14 protein-coding genes are annotated in these 18,140 nt (G+C 51.0%); 7 read left to right on the top strand and 7 right to left on the bottom strand.

What is annotated here, in order from left to right; all coding sequences use genetic code 11:
- Positions 1-59: 59 nt before the first annotated feature.
- The 7 genes from BLQ88_RS05365 to BLQ88_RS05335 all read left to right on the top strand — a co-directional run bounded on the left by BLQ88_RS05365 (position 60) and on the right by BLQ88_RS05335 (position 4,331).
- Positions 60-1,685 carry an NADP-dependent glyceraldehyde-3-phosphate dehydrogenase gene (locus tag BLQ88_RS05365; RefSeq protein ID WP_090147432.1) on the top strand — a complete coding sequence of 542 codons (1,626 nt, stop codon included), beginning with the start codon at positions 60-62 and terminating at the stop codon, positions 1,683-1,685.
- A 149-nt stretch (positions 1,686-1,834) separates the two neighbouring features.
- Positions 1,835-2,326 (top strand): DUF6934 family protein, encoded by a 492-nt coding sequence (locus BLQ88_RS05360; protein WP_090147431.1) that lies wholly within the window; start codon positions 1,835-1,837, stop codon positions 2,324-2,326.
- A gap of 39 nt (positions 2,327-2,365) precedes the next feature.
- Entirely contained in the window at positions 2,366-2,554 is a 189-nt protein-coding gene (locus BLQ88_RS05355; RefSeq protein WP_143016795.1) for a hypothetical protein, read from the top strand.
- Positions 2,555-2,725: 171 nt separating this feature from the next.
- A complete protein-coding gene (locus BLQ88_RS05350) occupies positions 2,726-3,217 on the top strand; it encodes a DUF6934 family protein (protein WP_090147428.1) in 492 nt (163 codons plus the stop codon).
- A gap of 25 nt (positions 3,218-3,242) precedes the next feature.
- Positions 3,243-3,443, top strand: coding sequence for a hypothetical protein (locus BLQ88_RS05345; protein WP_090147426.1), 201 nt, complete (start codon positions 3,243-3,245; stop codon positions 3,441-3,443).
- 168 nt (positions 3,444-3,611) lie between these two features.
- Positions 3,612-4,103, top strand: coding sequence for a DUF6934 family protein (locus BLQ88_RS05340; protein ID WP_090147425.1), 492 nt, complete (start codon positions 3,612-3,614; stop codon positions 4,101-4,103).
- A gap of 27 nt (positions 4,104-4,130) precedes the next feature.
- Entirely contained in the window at positions 4,131-4,331 is a 201-nt protein-coding gene (locus tag BLQ88_RS05335; protein ID WP_090147423.1) for a hypothetical protein, read from the top strand.
- A 56-nt stretch (positions 4,332-4,387) separates the two neighbouring features.
- Here BLQ88_RS05335 and BLQ88_RS05330 read toward each other — a convergent pair whose 3' ends face one another.
- The 7 genes from BLQ88_RS05330 to BLQ88_RS05300 all read right to left on the bottom strand — a co-directional run bounded on the left by BLQ88_RS05330 (position 4,388) and on the right by BLQ88_RS05300 (position 18,130).
- Positions 4,388-5,143 carry a thioredoxin domain-containing protein gene (locus BLQ88_RS05330; RefSeq protein WP_090147421.1) on the bottom strand — a complete coding sequence of 252 codons (756 nt, stop codon included), beginning with the start codon at positions 5,141-5,143 and terminating at the stop codon, positions 4,388-4,390.
- 54 nt (positions 5,144-5,197) lie between these two features.
- Positions 5,198-7,024, bottom strand: a complete 1,827-nt coding sequence (locus tag BLQ88_RS05325; RefSeq protein WP_090147746.1) for a sulfatase-like hydrolase/transferase — start codon at positions 7,022-7,024, stop codon at positions 5,198-5,200.
- A gap of 19 nt (positions 7,025-7,043) precedes the next feature.
- Positions 7,044-9,353 carry an arylsulfatase gene (locus tag BLQ88_RS05320; protein ID WP_090147419.1) on the bottom strand — a complete coding sequence of 770 codons (2,310 nt, stop codon included), beginning with the start codon at positions 9,351-9,353 and terminating at the stop codon, positions 7,044-7,046.
- A 41-nt stretch (positions 9,354-9,394) separates the two neighbouring features.
- Positions 9,395-10,984 (bottom strand): arylsulfatase, encoded by a 1,590-nt coding sequence (locus BLQ88_RS05315; protein ID WP_090147418.1) that lies wholly within the window; start codon positions 10,982-10,984, stop codon positions 9,395-9,397.
- Positions 10,985-11,019: 35 nt separating this feature from the next.
- A complete protein-coding gene (locus tag BLQ88_RS05310; RefSeq protein ID WP_090147417.1) occupies positions 11,020-12,588 on the bottom strand; it encodes a RagB/SusD family nutrient uptake outer membrane protein in 1,569 nt (522 codons plus the stop codon).
- A 26-nt stretch (positions 12,589-12,614) separates the two neighbouring features.
- Positions 12,615-15,674: a SusC/RagA family TonB-linked outer membrane protein gene (locus BLQ88_RS05305; protein ID WP_090147415.1), complete on the bottom strand. Its 3,060-nt coding sequence runs from the start codon at positions 15,672-15,674 to the stop codon at positions 12,615-12,617.
- A 422-nt stretch (positions 15,675-16,096) separates the two neighbouring features.
- On the bottom strand, positions 16,097-18,130 hold the full coding sequence (locus BLQ88_RS05300; RefSeq protein ID WP_090147414.1) for a PAS domain-containing sensor histidine kinase: 2,034 nt from the start codon (positions 18,128-18,130) through the stop codon (positions 16,097-16,099).
- Positions 18,131-18,140: the final 10 nt, after the last annotated feature.

Genomic DNA, 18,140 nt, shown 5'->3' with positions numbered 1-18,140 from the left:
TCGTCATTAATCCAAGTGCGCTTTTTTTATTCAATTCTTATCCACAAAAATCTGATTCAATGGATTTCAATTCCACGTTAAGGAACATCTTTGTTGAAGAAAAAGACATTCCTGCGGAGTTCAGCCTGCCATCCCTGATCCACCAGCGCGAGTACCTCTGCAATGGCGAAATGAAGAACTGGGACGGACCGTTCCATGAAGTGTATTCCCCGATTGCCGTGCAGACGCCCAATGGCCTCGAACGCAAACTCATCGGTAGCTACCCCTTATGCACCGCTACCGAGGCATCGGAAGCGCTGGATGCTGCGGTAACCGCCTACAACAGCGGCCGCGGCGAGTGGCCCACGATGGGCGTTGCCGAGCGCATTCACTGCGTAGAGCAGTTTACAGGCCGGATGATCGAGAAAAAGGACATCATCGTCAAGCTCATTATGTGGGAAATCGGTAAATCATTTGCCGACTCCGTTAAAGAATTCGATCGTACCGTTGAATACATTTACGCCACCATCGATTCACTCAAAAACCTGGATCGCGATTCGTCCGGTTTCGATATCGTCGACGGCATTGCGGCGCAGGTAAGGCGCTCTCCGCTGGGCGTGGTGCTTTGCATGGGGCCATTCAACTACCCGCTCAACGAAACCTTCACGACCCTGATCCCCGCACTGATCATGGGCAACACATTGCTTTTCAAACCGCCGAAATTCGGTACGTTGCTGCATTACCCATTGCAGGAAGCATTCCGTGACTGTTTCCCGAAAGGTGTTGTGAATGTGATTTACGGTCGTGGTAATGCCATTGTTCCGGGGCTCATGCAGTCGGGAAAAATCAATGTCCTGACGCTGATCGGTTCCAGCAAAGTGGCTAACGAGTTGAAGAAATCCCACCCGAAAGTGAACCGCCTGCGCGCGGTACTCGGCCTGGATGCCAAGAATGCCGCTATCATCACTCCGAACGCGGACCTGGATCTGGCCGTAAAGGAGATCATTACCGGATCGCTGTCGTTTAATGGCCAGCGTTGTACGGCTTTGAAAATCATCTGGGCGCACCGCAGCGTCGCGGATGCATTTCTTGAAAAATTCAGCGCGGCTGTCGCCGAACTGAAATTCGGAATGCCGTGGGAAAAAGGCGTGTCGCTCACTCCGCTGCCCGAGACCAATAAAATCGACTACCTCAACGACTGCATTGCCGATGCGGAAACGCACGGCGCGAAGGTAGTCAACGCAAACGGCGGCAAATCGGAAGGCTCGTTCTTCTACCCGGCCGTAGTGTACCCCGTCAACAGCAAGATGAAGCTCTACCACGAGGAGCAATTCGGCCCGATTGTGCCCGTAGTGCCTTTCGACGACCTCGAAGAAACCATCGAGTTCCTCATCGACTCGACCCACGGCCAGCAGGTAAGCATTTTCAGCAACAATGCCGAAGAAGTAGCCGCGCTTATCGACCCGTTGGTAAATCAGGTCAGCCGGGTGAACATTAATACCCAATGCCAGCGCGGCCCGGACGTTTTCCCTTTCACCGGTCGTAAAGACAGCGCCGAAGGTACCCTTTCCGTCCCCGACGCCATCCGCGCCTTCTCGATCCGCTCCCTGGTAGCCTTCAAAATGAACGCCGCCAACAAGCAACTGATCAACGAGATCGTGCACGAGGATACTTCGAACTTTTTGAGTACGAAATTCATATTCTAGGATTTCCGATCAGTTCTTTCTTTACCACCGCCCATTCGTTCAAACCGGATGGGCGGTTTTTTATACCGGAGGATCATTGGTGGTGAGAAGTAGGATTAGGGGGAATGTAGTAGTGCGCTTTGGGTTTGTTTAAGCACACTATTGCACTCATGGACAGAACCACATATCCCATTCACAGTACCAATGACGGCTTTGAATACCTATTCATCAGCGAAGGCATTCGCGGAAACATCTTAAAGGGTATTTCAATTGAATATATTCCTGACGACCAGCCGCATTTCCTACGCCCGATCTACAATCTTGCATTTGGCGACGCAAAGCTTGTGGGTGACAACTGGGCTCTTAATGATTCAGTACGAAGTGGAAACGGTGATATGCCGAAGGTGATCGCCACGGTAGTCAAAGTTGCTGTCGAATTCTTAACCCGACACAAGAATGCTACGTTGTCATTTCAGGGATACCTGGATGAGAAGTCTTTGGCCATGGGGAAAAATCAACGTAATATTTTGTATCAAAGAGCGATCGACTCCAACTGGGACGAGCTATCCGTTAAGTTCTGCTTTTGGGGCGCCAAGACTGGAAAATTCGAAGAGTATTCGATTGGTAATCAGCATGAACGGATTCTGGTTAAGCTTAAATAATTTCTTAACTTTAAAGACTACACTATTATGAGTACTGCAATGGAAAAGCAAAAAACGAAGGAAACCCAGCCTAGCACTGAAGAAATCCTCGCCGACAAGGAGCGAATTTTCGAGGCTATCCGTAACTCGCCGTTCCTGAATCGAAAGCATCAAGAAGCCGCTGAATACCTGTCAAAAATAAAACCACCCTTTCCCTGGGATGAAGAATGTCCTCAAAATGAGGAATAGAAGGTCTCGAAGGTTCTACTACAAATCTGCATTTATACCTGTTTTTCACAAACCGCCCATTCACTAAAACCGGATGGGCGGTTTTTTATGCCGGAGGATCATTGGTGGTGGGAAGTAGGATTAGGGGAAATGTAGTAGTGTGCTTTGGGTTTGTTTAAGCACACTTAAAATATGAATAAAGACATATACCCTTTTTATCAGGCCGAAGACGACTTTCTTTATTTTTTTGTTAGTAGTGGAATTAAAGGAGATATCCAGAAAGCCGTTGTGATTAGCGACGTTCCAGATAGCTCTAACTATCCCTCTGACTCGGTCTATAATCTTGGATTTGGCGATGTTGTGGCTGTTTCCAGCAGTTGGATTCTCGATGATAGCCCCAGGAGTGGAAATGGTGATATGCCAAAGGTAATCGCGACCGTCGCCTTGATAGCGATGGATTTTTTGCGAGAGCATCCCTGGGCACTACTTTCATTAGAAGGGTACGTCGATGAAAAGTCTGCTTTACAAGGCAAAAATCATCGCAACATCCTCTATCAAAGAGCGATAGACTCAAACTGGGCAGAACTATCGACTGAATTTCGATTTTGGGGTGTTAAATCGGGCAAGACAGAGGATTATATTGTTGGAAATCAATATGATCGAATACTAGTAAACTTCAAATAATTGTTTAACTTTAAAATTGCTACTTATGATCACCAGCATGAAAAAGCACAGAGCAGAAGAGCATGAAGCGTTTCTGGAAGAACTTCTCAAAGACAAGGAAAAAATTATTGCTGCAATAAAAAACTCGCCAAGCGTAATAAGAAAGCAACAGGAGGCAATTGAACAGCTATCAAAACTTAAACCTCCGTTCCCATGGGATAAAGACAGACGCGAGGAAGCAGTTTAAACATATCACGAAGTCTATCCTCTCAGTTTGGACAAATCTTTCTTGAAACCGCCCACTCGTTCAAACCGGCTGGGCGGTTTTTTATGCCGGAGGATCATTGGTGATGGGAGGTGGGGTTAGGGGGGATGTAGAAGTGTGCTTTGTATCTTTTTACGCACGCCATTAACTATGAATAAAGACACGTATCCCTTCCGAACCATTATCGATGATTTTGTCTACCTGTTTGTCAGTGAAGGCATTCACGGGATTATTGATAAAGGCGTGCTAATCGAGGCAATCCCTGAGGATAAGCGCTATTGGTTCAAATCCTGCTATAATTTAGGATTGGGGGATGTGACCATTTCTGAAAATGGTTGGAAACTTGACGATAGTGTAAGGAGCGGAAATGGTGACATGCCTAAGATAATTGCAACGGTAGCCCGGATCGCGATGGATTTTCTGACCAAGCCCCCTAATTCAACCCTTTCATTTCAGGGTTATTTAGGTTCAAAATCTGCTCGGCAAGGCAAGAATCATCGCAATATTCTTTACCAAAGAGCGATTAATTCGAATTGGGAAGCACTTTCAGCTGAATTTAGTTTTTGGGGTGTAAATGCAGGACAAATCGAGGAATATGTAGTAGGCAAAGTCTACGATCAAATATTTGTCAAATATAGATAAATGGCTAACTTTAACAGAGATCATCTCATGAGGACTTTCATGGAAAAGCATAAGGAAACGGACTACGAAGCCCGGCTGGAAGAGCTTCTCAAAAACAAGGAGAAGATATATGAAGCAATCAAAAACTCGCCTTTTTTGAAAAGGAAAAACGAGGAAGCCGCAGCAAGCTTGGCTAAGCTGCCACGGCCATTTCCCTGGGAAAAGGAAAAATCAGAAAAAAGTGTATGAGATTTTGACGGAGCAATCGACCATATGGCTGGCATGGCCGCTCGTCCAGTACATTCTCACAAATTCGCCTCCGCCAGCACCCTTTCAATCTCTCCTTTCGGCGTAACGCCTGTCTTCTTCCACACTACCTGATTACCCCGATAAAGGATCAATGTCGGTAAGGACGTCACGCCAAGGTCCTTGGTAAGCGACTTGTTCTCATAAGCCTCGATCGTGATCACTTTCACGGCGTTGGCTTGTTCATGCTTGATGGAATCCACTATCGGGGCCAGCCTTTTGCAGGAGCCGCAGTAGCGCGAGCCGAAATCGACGAGTACGAGTTTGTCGGATTTTAAAGAGGCCTGGTAGTCGGCGAGGGTGAGGCCAGGGCCAACGGTGGATACAACGGGTTTGCCGAGACCGATCCATTTGCTCAATCCGCCGGGCAGTTCGGTAACTTCTTTGAATCCGTTGTCACGAAGGTCTTTGGCGAGTTTGCCGCTACGGCCGTTGGCGATGGAATAAATGAATGTCGGTTTGCCTTTGTCGAGCTTTGCGATGGCTTTCGAGAAATCGGCTTCATTGGCGACGCTGAAACTCGTGGCGCCCTCGAGGTGATTTTGCGCATACTCTTCGGGCAGGCGGGCATCGAGGATCTGGGCGTTTTTGCCGGCTTTGGCAAGGCGCGCTTCAAACTCTTCGAAAGAAACGAGGTCGCGCTTCGGAGCGGCTTGCGCGTTGGCTGCGCTCTGAGCATGCGCAGTCTGTGCATGCAATGCAGTATGGGCAATAAGCAGCCATACCAATGTGAACAATGGTTTGAAAGTTTTCATTGAAACTGGTTTAAAGTGATTACTGCTTTCGGTGGTTGGCCTTGGCTATCGACTTTACTTTGAATTCCTGAAATTGTTCAGCAGCACTTTGGCTGCACGAATGTCATAATCAAACATTTCTGCTTTTTGTACGGAGATTTTTTCCGCCTCCGCAATAGCCGGCGCGGCGTCCTTCCCCGTGAGATCGAGGATGTTCAATGCTTGCAACCGGGCGTAGGGATTATCGCTTTTCAATGCATCGGCCAATGTGGTTATTGCGCCGGGTTTGTCTGCACCGGTCACGTACAGTGCCTCGGCGGCTGCAATGCGTACAGCTGGCTCTGGGTCTTTCAATGCCTTTTGCAATGCGCCTTTGCCGGAGCCGGCTTTCAGAACTGTAAGCCCCGTAGCTCCCCAATAGCGCACCGACGGATCGGTATCACCCAACGCCTTAATCAGCGCCTGCGTGTTAGCCGCATTACGCGACGATGCGAGGTCTGCGATAGCAGCTATTTTCTCAAAATTATACTTACTACTCCTTGCGTAATCGTACAAAGGCGTCGTTTTAGCTATTTCATAAATGATCGCCTCCGGAATAAAACCGACGTCCTTATAACTTCTAATCCACTGCTCGTTCGCCTTTCGCAGTCGTTCCAGTTCCTTTTTATATTGAGGATCGCCGGCGAGGTTGTGAACGTTATGCGGATCGGCATCGACATCGAAAAGCTCCTCGGCAGGCTTCGGCTCCCAGAATTTGGATTGCACCGCATTTAGTTTACCCGCTTTGTAAAGGTCCTCCCACGACTTCACCGAAGGCGCACGCCAGAGATATTCCAGGTATTGCCCGTAAATTTTGTTGGGCAAATAATTCCGGATGTAACGAAACTGCTTGTCGCGCACCGACCGCGACATATCGATCCGCTCGTCCATCCTGCCCCGGAAACCGAATGCATATTGCGGCTCCGGCTGCTGTTGCTTACCCAGAAACGCGCCACCCTGCATGTAGTCAGGTACTTTAATGTCTACCAGACTCAGTACCGTTGGCGCGAAATCGAGGAAGGTCACGAGCCTGTCCGACACACTACCCTGCTTCTGGGCGGCCAAATGCGCGTATTTCGGTGGCAAATGCACGATCAAAGGCACATGCAGGCCCGATTCGTACATAAACCGCTTGCTGCGCGCGAGCACGCCACCATTATCGGCATAGTAAAAAACGATGGTATTTTCGGCCAGTCCTTCGTCCTTCAACTCCTGCAACAGCTTGCCAAACTGCCGGTCCATTTCTTCCAGCTTATCATAATACTGCGCCCAATCGTGTTTCAGTTCGGGCGTGGCGGGATGGTATGGCGGTAGTGTTACCTTTTCCGGATCATGCTTCAAGGCAGGCAGCGGCTCGTGTAGCGAGCTTTCGTGCGATACATTTAAATTAAATACGGCAAAAAACGGCTGACCAGGCTTGCGGTTTTTGTAAGTCGCCTTATTGCTCGATTCGTCCCAGGCGTCCGGCTGATCCGTCGTATTGTAATCCTTTTTGGCATTGTTGGTTGTGTAGTAACCCGCCTCGCGCAGGTATTTTGGAAAAAACTTCACGAATGCGGGCGACGGGTACGTGCTGCGCATATGCTCGGTCCCGAGCGAGGGCGGGTACATGCCCGTAATGAGCGTGTTACGCGAGGGTGCACACACGGGAGCCGTCGAAAAGGCATTTTTGTACCGAATGCTTTCCGTCGCGAACTGGTCCAGATTGGGCGTCGTGGCAAATTTGTCGCCGTAATTGCCGAGGAGGATGGTATTATCCTCGCTCACAATCCAAAGGATGTTCGGGCGGTCCTGCGCCTTCACGCTCGGATGTAATGCTATGGCGAGTATCGCAAAAAGGATTTTGCGGGTCAGTTTATTCATTTGCATTATTGTCAGATCGCTACTTCGTTCCCAGCACCGCTTGCTGCGTCGGTGCGAGGTCGATCGTTACCTTGTTGATTTTTCCAGTAAATGCAAAAGGCACCTTGTAAGTATCTCCTACCGGGGTCAGGTCGTCGAAACCGACATTCACACCTTCGTGCAGATACAATGCATCGGAAGTTTTGGCCAGCGTTCCCTCTCCCACCTTCGCGTTATTTACATACAAACTCACCACACCGCCACCGTTCTGATCATATTGCACGCTGGCTTTCAGTTCCACCTTGCCGGTAGGTAATGTCGCATTGGATGAACTTACGAGGTATTTGTTTCCGTCACCAACGGCGTATACGAATTGCAGTTTCTGGTTTTGAATGAAAAAGCTCAGCCCACCAACCGCACCGCCTCTGGACAGCAGTACGCCTTCCGTTTCCACACCCGACAATACCGCATCGGCCACAATCGAAAAGGAACGTTTCAATGCAAACGGGCTCGCCACATCGATGATCGTGGACTGGCCCGGATACAGCACCACTTTATCTGCATTATTATAAGCCGTAGGCAGTGTAAATGGCTCGGTACCATCTTTCAACGGGTATACATTGTATTTCAAAGCCTCACTGTCGAATAATGCTTTCAGCTCTTTCAGCTTCGCCGGGTTGGAAGCCGCAAGGTCACTTGTTTCGTTAAAATCCTCATTCAGGTTATAAAGCTCCCACTTGTCTTTCTCGAAATCCTGGCCTTTTACGTGCAGGGAGCCGGCTTTCCAGCCATCCTTATAAATCGAGCGGGAGCCGCGGATTTCATAGTATTGAACCGTATGCCGACTTTTTGCGCCAGCGTCGTTGAGGCTATATGCAAGACTGGTTCCCTCGATCGGGTCTTGTTTGATACCATTCAGCACGACGGGTGCTTTGATGTTCAGCAATTCCAATGTGGTAGGCAAAATATCGGAAACGTGGCCGTACTGGCTGCGGATGCCGCCTTTTTCCTTGATGCCTTTGGGATAAAAAACGATGAGCGGATTGTGCGTGCCGCCTTCCGAGTTCGCGTCCTGCTTCCAGTGGCGGAATGGGACATTGGTAGCAGCAGCCCAGCCCAGCGGGTAGTTTACTTTCGAAAACTCGGTGCCGATCAGGTCGATCTGTTCGATATTCTTTTTCAAACGCTCTTCTTCCGGAATGCCCGTTCCAAAATTATTCACAGTTCCTACGAATGTCCCTTCCTTGCTCGCCCCATTGTCTCCTACCGATACAATTACGACGGTATTTTCCAGCTCGCCCGACTCCCGGATGTGACTGATCACCCGACCGATTTCATAATCCGTTTGTTCCAAAAAGCCTGCATAAGTTTCCATAAACCGTGCATACAGCTTTTTATCCTCCGCTCCCAGCGCGTCCCATGCTTTTACGCCCGGGTTACGCAGCGGTACCTTGGCTGTTTTTGGTATAACTCCCAATTTGATCTGATTCGCCAGCACCTGCTCGCGGTAAGCGTCCCAGCCCGCATCGAACTTGCCTTTGTATTTATCCGACCATTGTTTCGCCACCTGATGCGGCGCGTGGCCTGCACCCGTTGCGACATACAAGAAAAACGGCTTATCCGGGTTACCCGATTTCTGACTCGCGAGGTAACTGATCGCGCGATCGGCAATCAGCTCGTTGAAATGCTTTCCATCCTGCCGGTCGGGTTCGCGGTGCGTGCCTTCCCACAACTCGGGATGCCATTGATCGATGCTGCCGCGCGACGGGAAGCCGTAAAATTGTTCAAAACCGCGACCAGTCGGCCAGCGGTTGAATGGCCCGGCCGGCGTGAGATCGGCCAGCGGGGTAATGTGCCATTTGCCCAATGCAAACGTGTTATAGCCATTGTCTTTCAAAATTTCGGCAATAGTAGCTTTCTCAAACGGAATCAGCGCGTCGTAACCGGGTGTGCCGATGGCGGTTTCCGGGAAAAGCCCCATGTGGGCCGAATGCGAATTCCGGCCCGTGAGCAGAGATGCACGCGTAGGCGCGCAAATGGCGGTCGTATGGAAATTGGTGTAACGCAAACCATTATTCGCCAAGCTATCCAGCGTCGGCGTATTAATTAACCCACCGAATGTGCTGATCGCGCCGTAGCCTATGTCGTCGAGCAATATCCAGACCACATTTGGAGCGCCTTTTACGGCTTTCTTTTTCTCCGGCCACGACTGCTGCGTTTCAGCCACCGTTTTGCCGATTTTGCCCTGGTAAGCGGGCGTCGGCGCGTATTGCGCATTTACGGCGCTCGCGGCCAATACAGCCAATGCACCCAGCGATAATTTATTCCACGGACGATATATTTTCCCCATAACCAATTGTTTTTGAATGTGTTTTAAATCAATATCAATTCCTACTTGATCGTATTCCAGTCGACGACGCCCACTTTCGCGGCCCATTCGAGGTACTCTTTTTCCAGTTCCTTCACTTTCCGAGGATAGCGCACGGCGAGGTTGTGGTTTTCGCTCCGATCCGTTTTCAGGTCGTACAATTCCCAGGGCTGGTTGATTTCCGCAACCAGCTTCCAATCCGCTTTGCGAATGGCCCGGCTACCCTCATGCTCCCAGAAAATGGTTTTAGATCGGGTAGCCTGCGGGTTTTGGAATAATGGGGTTAATGAAGTACCGACGAGTGGCGTAAGATTTTCATTTCCAAATACTTCCGGATAATGCAAGCCTGCGGTCTCGAGAATGGTCGGCATAATGTCGGTAATGTGGCTTACCTGCGTGCTCAACGCATTAGCTTTGATTTTTCCCGGAAACCAGGCGATGAACGGTGAAGCAATGCCGCCCTCGTGGGTATTCTTTTTGAATAATTTAAATGGCGTATTGCTCGCATTGCCCCAGGGCGGATCGTAGCTGTCGATGGCCTTCACCGAACCGGGTTCGCCATTTTTTTGGATCACATAACTCCATTCACGGACGGTATCGCCGCTGCCGCCATTGTCGGAAATGAATATGACCAGCGTGTTCCGGTCGCGGCCGAAGGCTTTCAACTTGTCGAGCACCTGCCCGATGCATTGGTCCATTCGGTCGATCATCGCCGCGTAAATGGCCATCCGGGTATCCCATTGCTCTTTCTCCGCCGCCGATAATGCATTCCATCCGGGCGCTTTTTCGTAGCGTGGCGAGAGTTTCCACTCTTTTTGAATAATACCTGATGACACCAGCTTCCGGTACCGCGCCTCCCGCAATGCGTCCCAGCCTTGCAGATATTTGCCTTTATACCTGGCAATATCTTCCGGCAATGCCTGTATCGGCCAATGCGGCGCATTGTAGGCGAGGTATAAAAAGAATGGATTGGGCTGATCTTTAACGCGGTCGATGGAGTGCAGCGCGAAGTCGGTGATAGCTTGTGTGAGATAGCGTGAAGTGTCGTAGCGTTGCATTGCGCGGCCGTTCAACTGGAAAGTGACCGTCCGGCCGTCGTTGTAAAGCGGCTCGGAATTGAAGTAGCTGGCGCCATTGTTTTGCAGGGTAAACGACTGGTCGAACCCGCGGTTCACGGCCCAAGCCGACGGTACCAGCCCGACGTGCCATTTACCGGAAACAATGGTATTATAGCCGACCGTTTTGAGCAGTTGGGCAATGGTAGCGCTATTTTTACTCAAATAACCCTGGTACGCAGGCGTGCCCTTGTCCTGCACCATGTCGCCCACGCCCGCCTGATGCGGGTACAGGCCCGTAAGCAGCGCCGCGCGCGAAGGGCAGCAGCGGCCGCTGTTATAGAACTGGGTAATGCGCAGGCCTTCGTGCGCCAGTTTGTCAAGATTGGGGGTGTGTATTTCGGAGCCAAAGCTTCCCAGGTCCGAAAAACCCAGGTCGTCGGCGAGTATGAGCACGATATTGGGCTTTTCGGAGGCAGGCTGCGCAGGCACGGACGCTGGCGTCATGACCGCCAGCGCCCAGATTGCACCCATCCAAAAGGAAGCTTTCTTATTCATTCAATATGCAGTTCCAACAGATTCCAAAACCGGTGTTATTCCCAAAGCGGGTTTTGTTTCAATAGTGAGTTGTTGTCGATTTCCGATTGCGGGATCGGGTAGTAGACGTGCTTCGGCGCTGCATTGGTTTTACCCACTTTCACCTGGTTGGCCACGAATGTGCTGTTATAATTCGCGTCACGTTGGCGGATCAGGTCGAACCAGCGCTGGTACTCGTAGGTGAGTTCCAGACGGCGGTCGAGGTACACCGAGTCGCGGAACTGGTCTTTGGTGAGACCGGTCGTGAGATTCGGCAATCCGGCGCGGTTGCGGACCCTGTTCAGTGATTTGTACGCTTTTTGCGTCGGGCCGTTGGCTTCGTTTTCGGCCTCGGCGTGGATCAGCAGCAATTCTGAATAGCGGATAATGGGCACATTCGCCGCCGACTGATTAGTTACCGCCGTGGAAGCAGGGTCTGCCCATTTGTTCCAGAATGGCGTCGAGTCGTTCGGTACCGCTGCGTTCGCGATTGGCAGCGCATACTTGCGGCCGTTCGAAGGGCTCGTGAAGCTCCTTACAAATGTTACATCGCGGCGCTTATCGCCCGGTTTGTACAATTTATAAACACTGAAAAACTTGTCGTCGCCCTGCGTGTAGTAGCGTACCATGTGGGCGTAGTTGCCATTCAGCCCCGGCACACCCGACAGGATCGAACGCGGCCATTCGTTATTGCCCTGCGCGAGCGAGTTGGATTTGAACTGCGCCGAGAAAATGTGCTCTTTGTTGTTTTTGAATGCAGGCAAGAACACTTCGGCATAGTTGGTAACGAGGTCGTAGCCGTAAGTACCAGTGCCGCCGTCGGCCGACGACAATGCTTCCTCCGCCTTATTCACCGCCGATTGGTATTTCGCACTCACTTTCAACGGGAAAGAAGCCTCCGCGAGGTAAACTTTGGCGAGCAATGCCTTCGCCGCTCCCGCTGTTGCGCGCCCTACGTTGGGCGACGCATACGTGGCAGGAAGCACCGCTGCGGCTTCGGTGAGGTCTTTTTCGATCTGCGCGTAAACATCGGCCGCAGGCGATTTTGCAATGGCATAATCTGCCGCATTCACGTATTTCTGGTATTCCAGGATCAGCGGGACGTCACCGTACAGCCGCACGACATTGAAGTAAAACAATGCGCGCAGAAATTTGGTCTCGGCCAGCAAACGTGTTTTCAATGATTCGTCAAACTGAATCGCCGGTACTTTTTCCAGTACCACATTTGCCTTTTTGATCGCCGCGTAATGCTGCTGCCAGATTTCGTAAATGCGCAGGTTGGTCGACGAATGCGCCAGTACCGACAGCGAGCGCACGTCGGGGTTTGTCGCGCCTGGTCCCGGGTCCTCGTCGTCTCCGGCCATGTTCATACCCGTGTTGAAAAGCGTGTTGTACGGCGTCTGCACCGACGATCCGCCCGAATTCAGGAAGAAATACACCGCATTCACGGCATTCACCGCATCAGCCTGCGTTTTGTAATACTGGTCTTCCGACAAAAATGCTTCGGGTTCTTCTTTCAGGAATTCCTCGCACGAGAGCGACGCAAATGCCGTGAAACCCAACAGGATATATTTAAATGCTTTCATTTCAATCGATTTTGGAATGGTGGTTATCAGAATGTGAGGGACAGACCCACCTGGTAAGATTTATTGTTCGGATACACGCCCTGGTCTACACCTTTGTTGATCAGCGACTGGCCGTTCAAGCTCACCTCCGGGTCGAACCCGGTGTATTTGGTCCAGGTTTTCGGGTTCTGCGCCGATACGTACACACGGAGGTTTTCGATACGCAGCTTGGAAATCAGCTCTTTCGGGAAGTTGTAGCCGAGCGAGAGGTTCTTCAAACGGTAGTAGGTCGCGTCTTCGATGAACCGGTCCGAAATCGTGATCGCCGGGTCCTGGTAGGCCGCTTTCACGTCGGTATTGGTGTTGGTAGGCGTCCAGCGGTCGAGTACCACGGTCGAGGCATTCACGTAACCAGTTCCGAGTTCGAGGTTAGCGCGGTTGGCATTGTAAAGTTTGCCGCCGAGCGATGCCTGGAAGAAAATGGTCAGGTCAAAACCTTTATAATTGAATGTGTTGGTGATACCGCCTGTCAATGCGGGCTGGTTTTTCACTACCACGCGATCGCCTGCCTGTGTGATCGAGCCGTCGCCATTGATATCCTTGTATTTCTGGCCGCCGGGGCTTTTGTTCTGCTGCGGGGTCAACGGCGTGTCGCCTTCCTGGATAATGCCGTCGGTTTTGTACACGATGAACGAGCCGAGCGGGTAACCCACTTTCGCGATCGAAGGCGCTGAAATCACGGGAATGATCTGGTCCACACCATCTCCAAGGCTCAGGATTTTGTTGGTGTTTTTAGCAAGAATAAAGATCGTGTTCCATTTAAAAGCACCTTCCAGGTTTCTTGAATTGATATACAACTCGATACCCTGGTTAGAAACCGCACCGATGTTCTGGTACACCACCGAAGCCTGCCCGTTGTAAAAATCCGACAAACCAGAAGTGCCTGGTACTGTGCGGGTAAGAAGGAGATCCGTAGTCTTTTTGTAATAATAGTCCGCGATAATGTTAAGGCGGTTTTTAAACAAACCTAAATCTACCCCAAAATCCACCTGGAATGTTTTCTCCCAGCCGAGGTTCGGGTTAGGAACAGTATTTGGCGCGAAACCGGAAACAGTGGTGTTCGAGAAGTTGTAGCGGAAATAGCTCAGCTGCGACAGCGACTGGTACGAAGGAATGCTCTGGTTACCGGTTTGTCCGGCGCTCAAACGTAGTTTCAGCAAGCTGATCTTCTTGAAACGCTGGAAGAATTTCTCCTCATTCACATTCCAGCCGACCGCCGCGGAGGGGAAATAGCCCCATTTGTTACCGCTACCGAATTTGGAGGCGCCATCCGCACGCAGGGTGAATGTAAACAGGTAACGTTCGTCGAAAATGTAGTTAATACGGCCGAGGTACGAAGCCAACGCCCATTTGTCGGCCAGTGAGCGCGGCGCGACGTTGGTAATACCGGTTGCAAGGTTGTTATATTCAAAATCGTCGGTCGCGAAACCCGCCGCTTCGGCAATGGCGCCTTTGGTTTGGGAAACCTGCGCTGTGAAACCGGCTACCGCATTGATTTTATTCTTTTCGTTAATCTCTTTATCGTAGCTGATGGTATTCTCATTCAGCCAGTTAGTCGTAAAAATCGATCCTACGATCGCATTACCACTCAGCGCTTGTCCTTCCGACGTCGTGCTCGGCAAGTACCGGTTCTGCTTGTTCCCCACCACATCGGCACCGATCAGCACTTTGGCTTTCAGGCCGTCCGCAATGGTATACTCGGCCGAAACATTACCGAGGAAGCGGTTGGTGATGGTCTCGTTCAACTGGTTGTAAAGCGAGTTGATCGGGTTTTGCAATGCGGATTCGAACGGGCTGTTCACTACAAATGAGCCGTCGTTCTGGTAAATAGGCAGCGAAGGCGGCGTCAGGAGCAGGTTGGCCACGATGGCGGCAGGCGCTACATTGGCTTTGGTGTTGCTGGCGTTCAGACTGGTGAAAATGCGCAGGCGGTCGCTGTACTGGTGATCCAGATTAATGCGCGCCGAGAAACGACGAAAGTCGGTGTTTTGCAGGATACCATCCTGTTTGAAATAGTTACCTGAAATAGCCAGCTTCGTTTTGTCAGATCCCGAAAGAATGGAAAGGTTATGGCTTTGTAGCGAAGCGCTGCGGAATGCGGCGTCCTGCCAGTCGGTACCTGTGCCGGTGGTATCGAGCGAATAGCCCGCAATATTAGGAATGGAAACGGTTTTGCCCGAGTTGGCAGCCGCGTCTTTCCGCAGTTGCCACCATTGCGCGGCATTCAGCAAAGGCAAGGTGCGGAGTACTTTCTGCGTACCGTAAAAAGCATCGTAGTTAATGGACGACTTGTTTTTCGAACCGCTTTTAGTAGTAATAATCACCACCCCATTCGCGCCGCGCGAACCGTAGATCGCCGTCGCAGAAGCATCTTTCAATACATCAATATTCTCAATATCAGCCGTATTAATGGAAGAAAGCGGGTTGATTTTCGAGCCGTTGGTTACGCCCGCATCAGCCACGCCGTAGTCGTTATTGATAGGAAAACCATCGATTACATACAATGGATCGCTACCGGCCGTAATGGAGTTGTTCCCGCGTATCTGCACGCTCACGCCTCCGCCCGGCTGCCCGGAAGTCTGCGTAACCACCGCACCTGCGACGGAACCTTGCAAAAGGCGCTCTACGGACGCTACCGGCTGACTTTTGATCTCGATCGGCACCGACGCCACCGAGCCCGTGATGTCCTTCCGTTTCTGCTCGCCGTAACCCACCACTACCACTTCGTCGAGCAGGTTGGCGGTTTTCAACACGATTTCCACGGCTTCCGATGGCTGCTCGTAAATCTCGATTTCCTGCTGCTGGAAGCCCGTAATGCTGATTTGCAATGTGAATGGGAACTCCTTGGCAGGCGGAATGCTGAACTTCCCGTCGATGTCCGTCAATGCGTATTTCGCAGAGCCTTTCTCGACCACCGTTGCGCCGGGCAATCCCTGCCCCGATTCGTCTTTTACCACGCCCGTTATGGCGTCCTGTGCCGAGGCACGGTAAAAACCTGTGAATACCAAGCCCGTCAGCAAGAACAGGCGGAATAGATGTCTGATCATTATTTGTGGTGAAATAAAATGGATACTTGAGGCACAAGAAGGCTCACCCTCATGCATATACGCGACCACAAACAAGCTATGCCCGAGCGGTACGGATATGCGGGAAGTTCCTGATCCGCGTACGCCTCATACGCCGATCAGCAGGATTACTGAGTATTCAGGGAATCGTCAGGAAGTCAACAACAGGAACAGCACGCGGCTGTGATACGGGGACAATCAGAAACCACCATCCTCCCGGTCGCGGATAGCTCCGAAGATTGGATAAGAAGTACATCTTTCGCTTTCATAGGTACGATACGAATTTTGGACAAATGTTTTGCCTGACTGGTGGTTAATCGGGCAAGTCATTTTATATAGTCTATAAATATGATAGACAAAGTAAACTTATTGAAAATTAAAACGCAAGGGATTGTGAGAGAAAATTAATGCTGCCCTACGCTGGCAGGAATGTAAACGTGGAAAACGGAGCCCACGCCTGGCGTACCTTCCGCCGTAATGTAGCCGTGATGGTTCTGCGCGATTTTTTTGCAAATGGCCAGGCCAATGCCGGTACCCTCGTACTCATTCTTTCCGTGCAGCCTCTGGAAAAGGTCAAATATGCGGTTTTCGTAACGCTGATCGAACCCGATACCATTGTCGGTAACGCTGATACGGCAGAACTTACCCTGCCCATCGTTGTTTTCCACCATGTCGTATCCTACGCGTACAACGGGCTTCCGGTCGGGGCTACTGTATTTGATACCGTTGCCGATGAGGTTCTGTAAAAGCTGGTGGAACTGGACGGGGATCACTGGCAATACCGGCAGCTTTTGCACCTCCACTACCGCGTCTTTTTCGGTAATCAGTTCTTCCAGGTCGCTTTTCACCTCGTCGGCAATGCTGTTCAGGTCGGTTTCGACGAATTTAAAATTCACACCGCTGGTCCCGGAATAGCTCAGCAATGCCTCGATCAGCTTTTGCATCCGTACCGAAGCCGCGATGATTCGTGCGAAATAATCCTTCGTACCTTCCGAAAAATGCTCGGATTCCTTTTCCATGATCCGGCTGCTGAATGCCCGGATCTTGCGCAATGGCTCCTGCAAATCGTGCGAGGCCACGTAACTGAACGACGCCAGCTCCTCGTTGTTCCGGCGGAGTTCCATGTTCTTCTTATGTAACGCGTCGCTAAGCTCGAAATCCTTGGTCACATCCTGCAATGCACCGATCATCAAATGGTTATCCCCTTCCCGGATAAAGTTTCCACTCAGCCTGAAATGCTTGATATCGCCGTTTTGGGTGATAACCCGGTAAATATTCTGAACAATTACCTTCGTTTCGTACGCCCGGATACCGTCGCGGATCGCCTGGTGGCGGTCGTCGGGATGGAGAAATGAAAGGAACTGTTCAAATGAAGGAATAAACTCCCGCGGCTTGTAGCCAATGAGCCGGTAAAGGTTATCCGAGCATTCGAGCTCGTTGGTCGCCACATTCCAGGCATAGCTGCCGATGTTGGCATTTTCTTCGGAGTGTTTGAAAATCGAGTTTTGAATGGCGAGCTGCCGGTTCAGGTCTTTGAGTTTGAGGTCGGATTTGAGTTCTTCCGAAATATTCCGGGTGGTTACCGTCACGCTGTCCGCCAGTTTTTCAATAGACGCATCATACCAAACGATGTTACCGCCCTGCCTGACGTCGATCTGATAGCTGTCCGGCCGTCCGGTCTCTATGCATTTGACCAGCTTTTCGAACACGCCGTTCCTGAAAATGCCCGGGTACACTTCGCGGCAGGTTTTGCCCGCCACGCTCCCGCCTTCCGTCGTATCGGGCGTCAGCACGTCGTCATTGGAATAAACAATCCCGAAATCCATGATCCTCCCCGCCGGGTTCCGTATCGGTTCATAGGAAGCAATGCCGTTACCGGCCGTATTCAGGATCGATTGCAGGAACTGTTCCGAATGTTTCAGTTGCCGCGTCCGCTCCTCCACCTGCATTTCCATCTGCTCCGCGAACATGATTTGGTCATGAATGTCCATACAACCTCCCACATAGCCGATAAAAGTGCCGGTTGCAGTATACCGCGGCACGCCTTTGTCCGAAATCCACCGGTATCCCCCGTCGTGCCTGCGCAGCCGGTAATCCATACTGAACTCCTTGCGTGCGTCGAAATGGGAAACATAAATGTCGAGGCAGCGATCAAAATCATCGGGGTGAACGCCTTCCGCCCAGCCGTTTCCGAGCTCCTGCTCCATGGTCCGTCCCGTGAAATTGAGCCAGCCTTTGTTAAAAAAATAGCAGAGTTTATCGGGGCCTGAGAGCCAGATCAGCACCGGCGCAGTATCGGCAATGGCGCGGAAACGCCCTTCCATTTCCTGTATGTATGCGAGTGTATCGCCTCCGCCGGGGTGACCCAGCCGGGCCTTGTCCAATTCCGCTTCCAGTTCTTCAATGCGCTTGCGCAACGCATCTGTTTCTGCGTTCATATCGAGGTTT

The organism is Dyadobacter soli, from assembly GCF_900101885.1.
In the GTDB taxonomy this organism is placed as follows: Bacteria; Bacteroidota; Bacteroidia; order Cytophagales; family Spirosomataceae; genus Dyadobacter; species Dyadobacter soli.
This window is presented reverse-complemented; position numbering and strand designations above follow the sequence as displayed.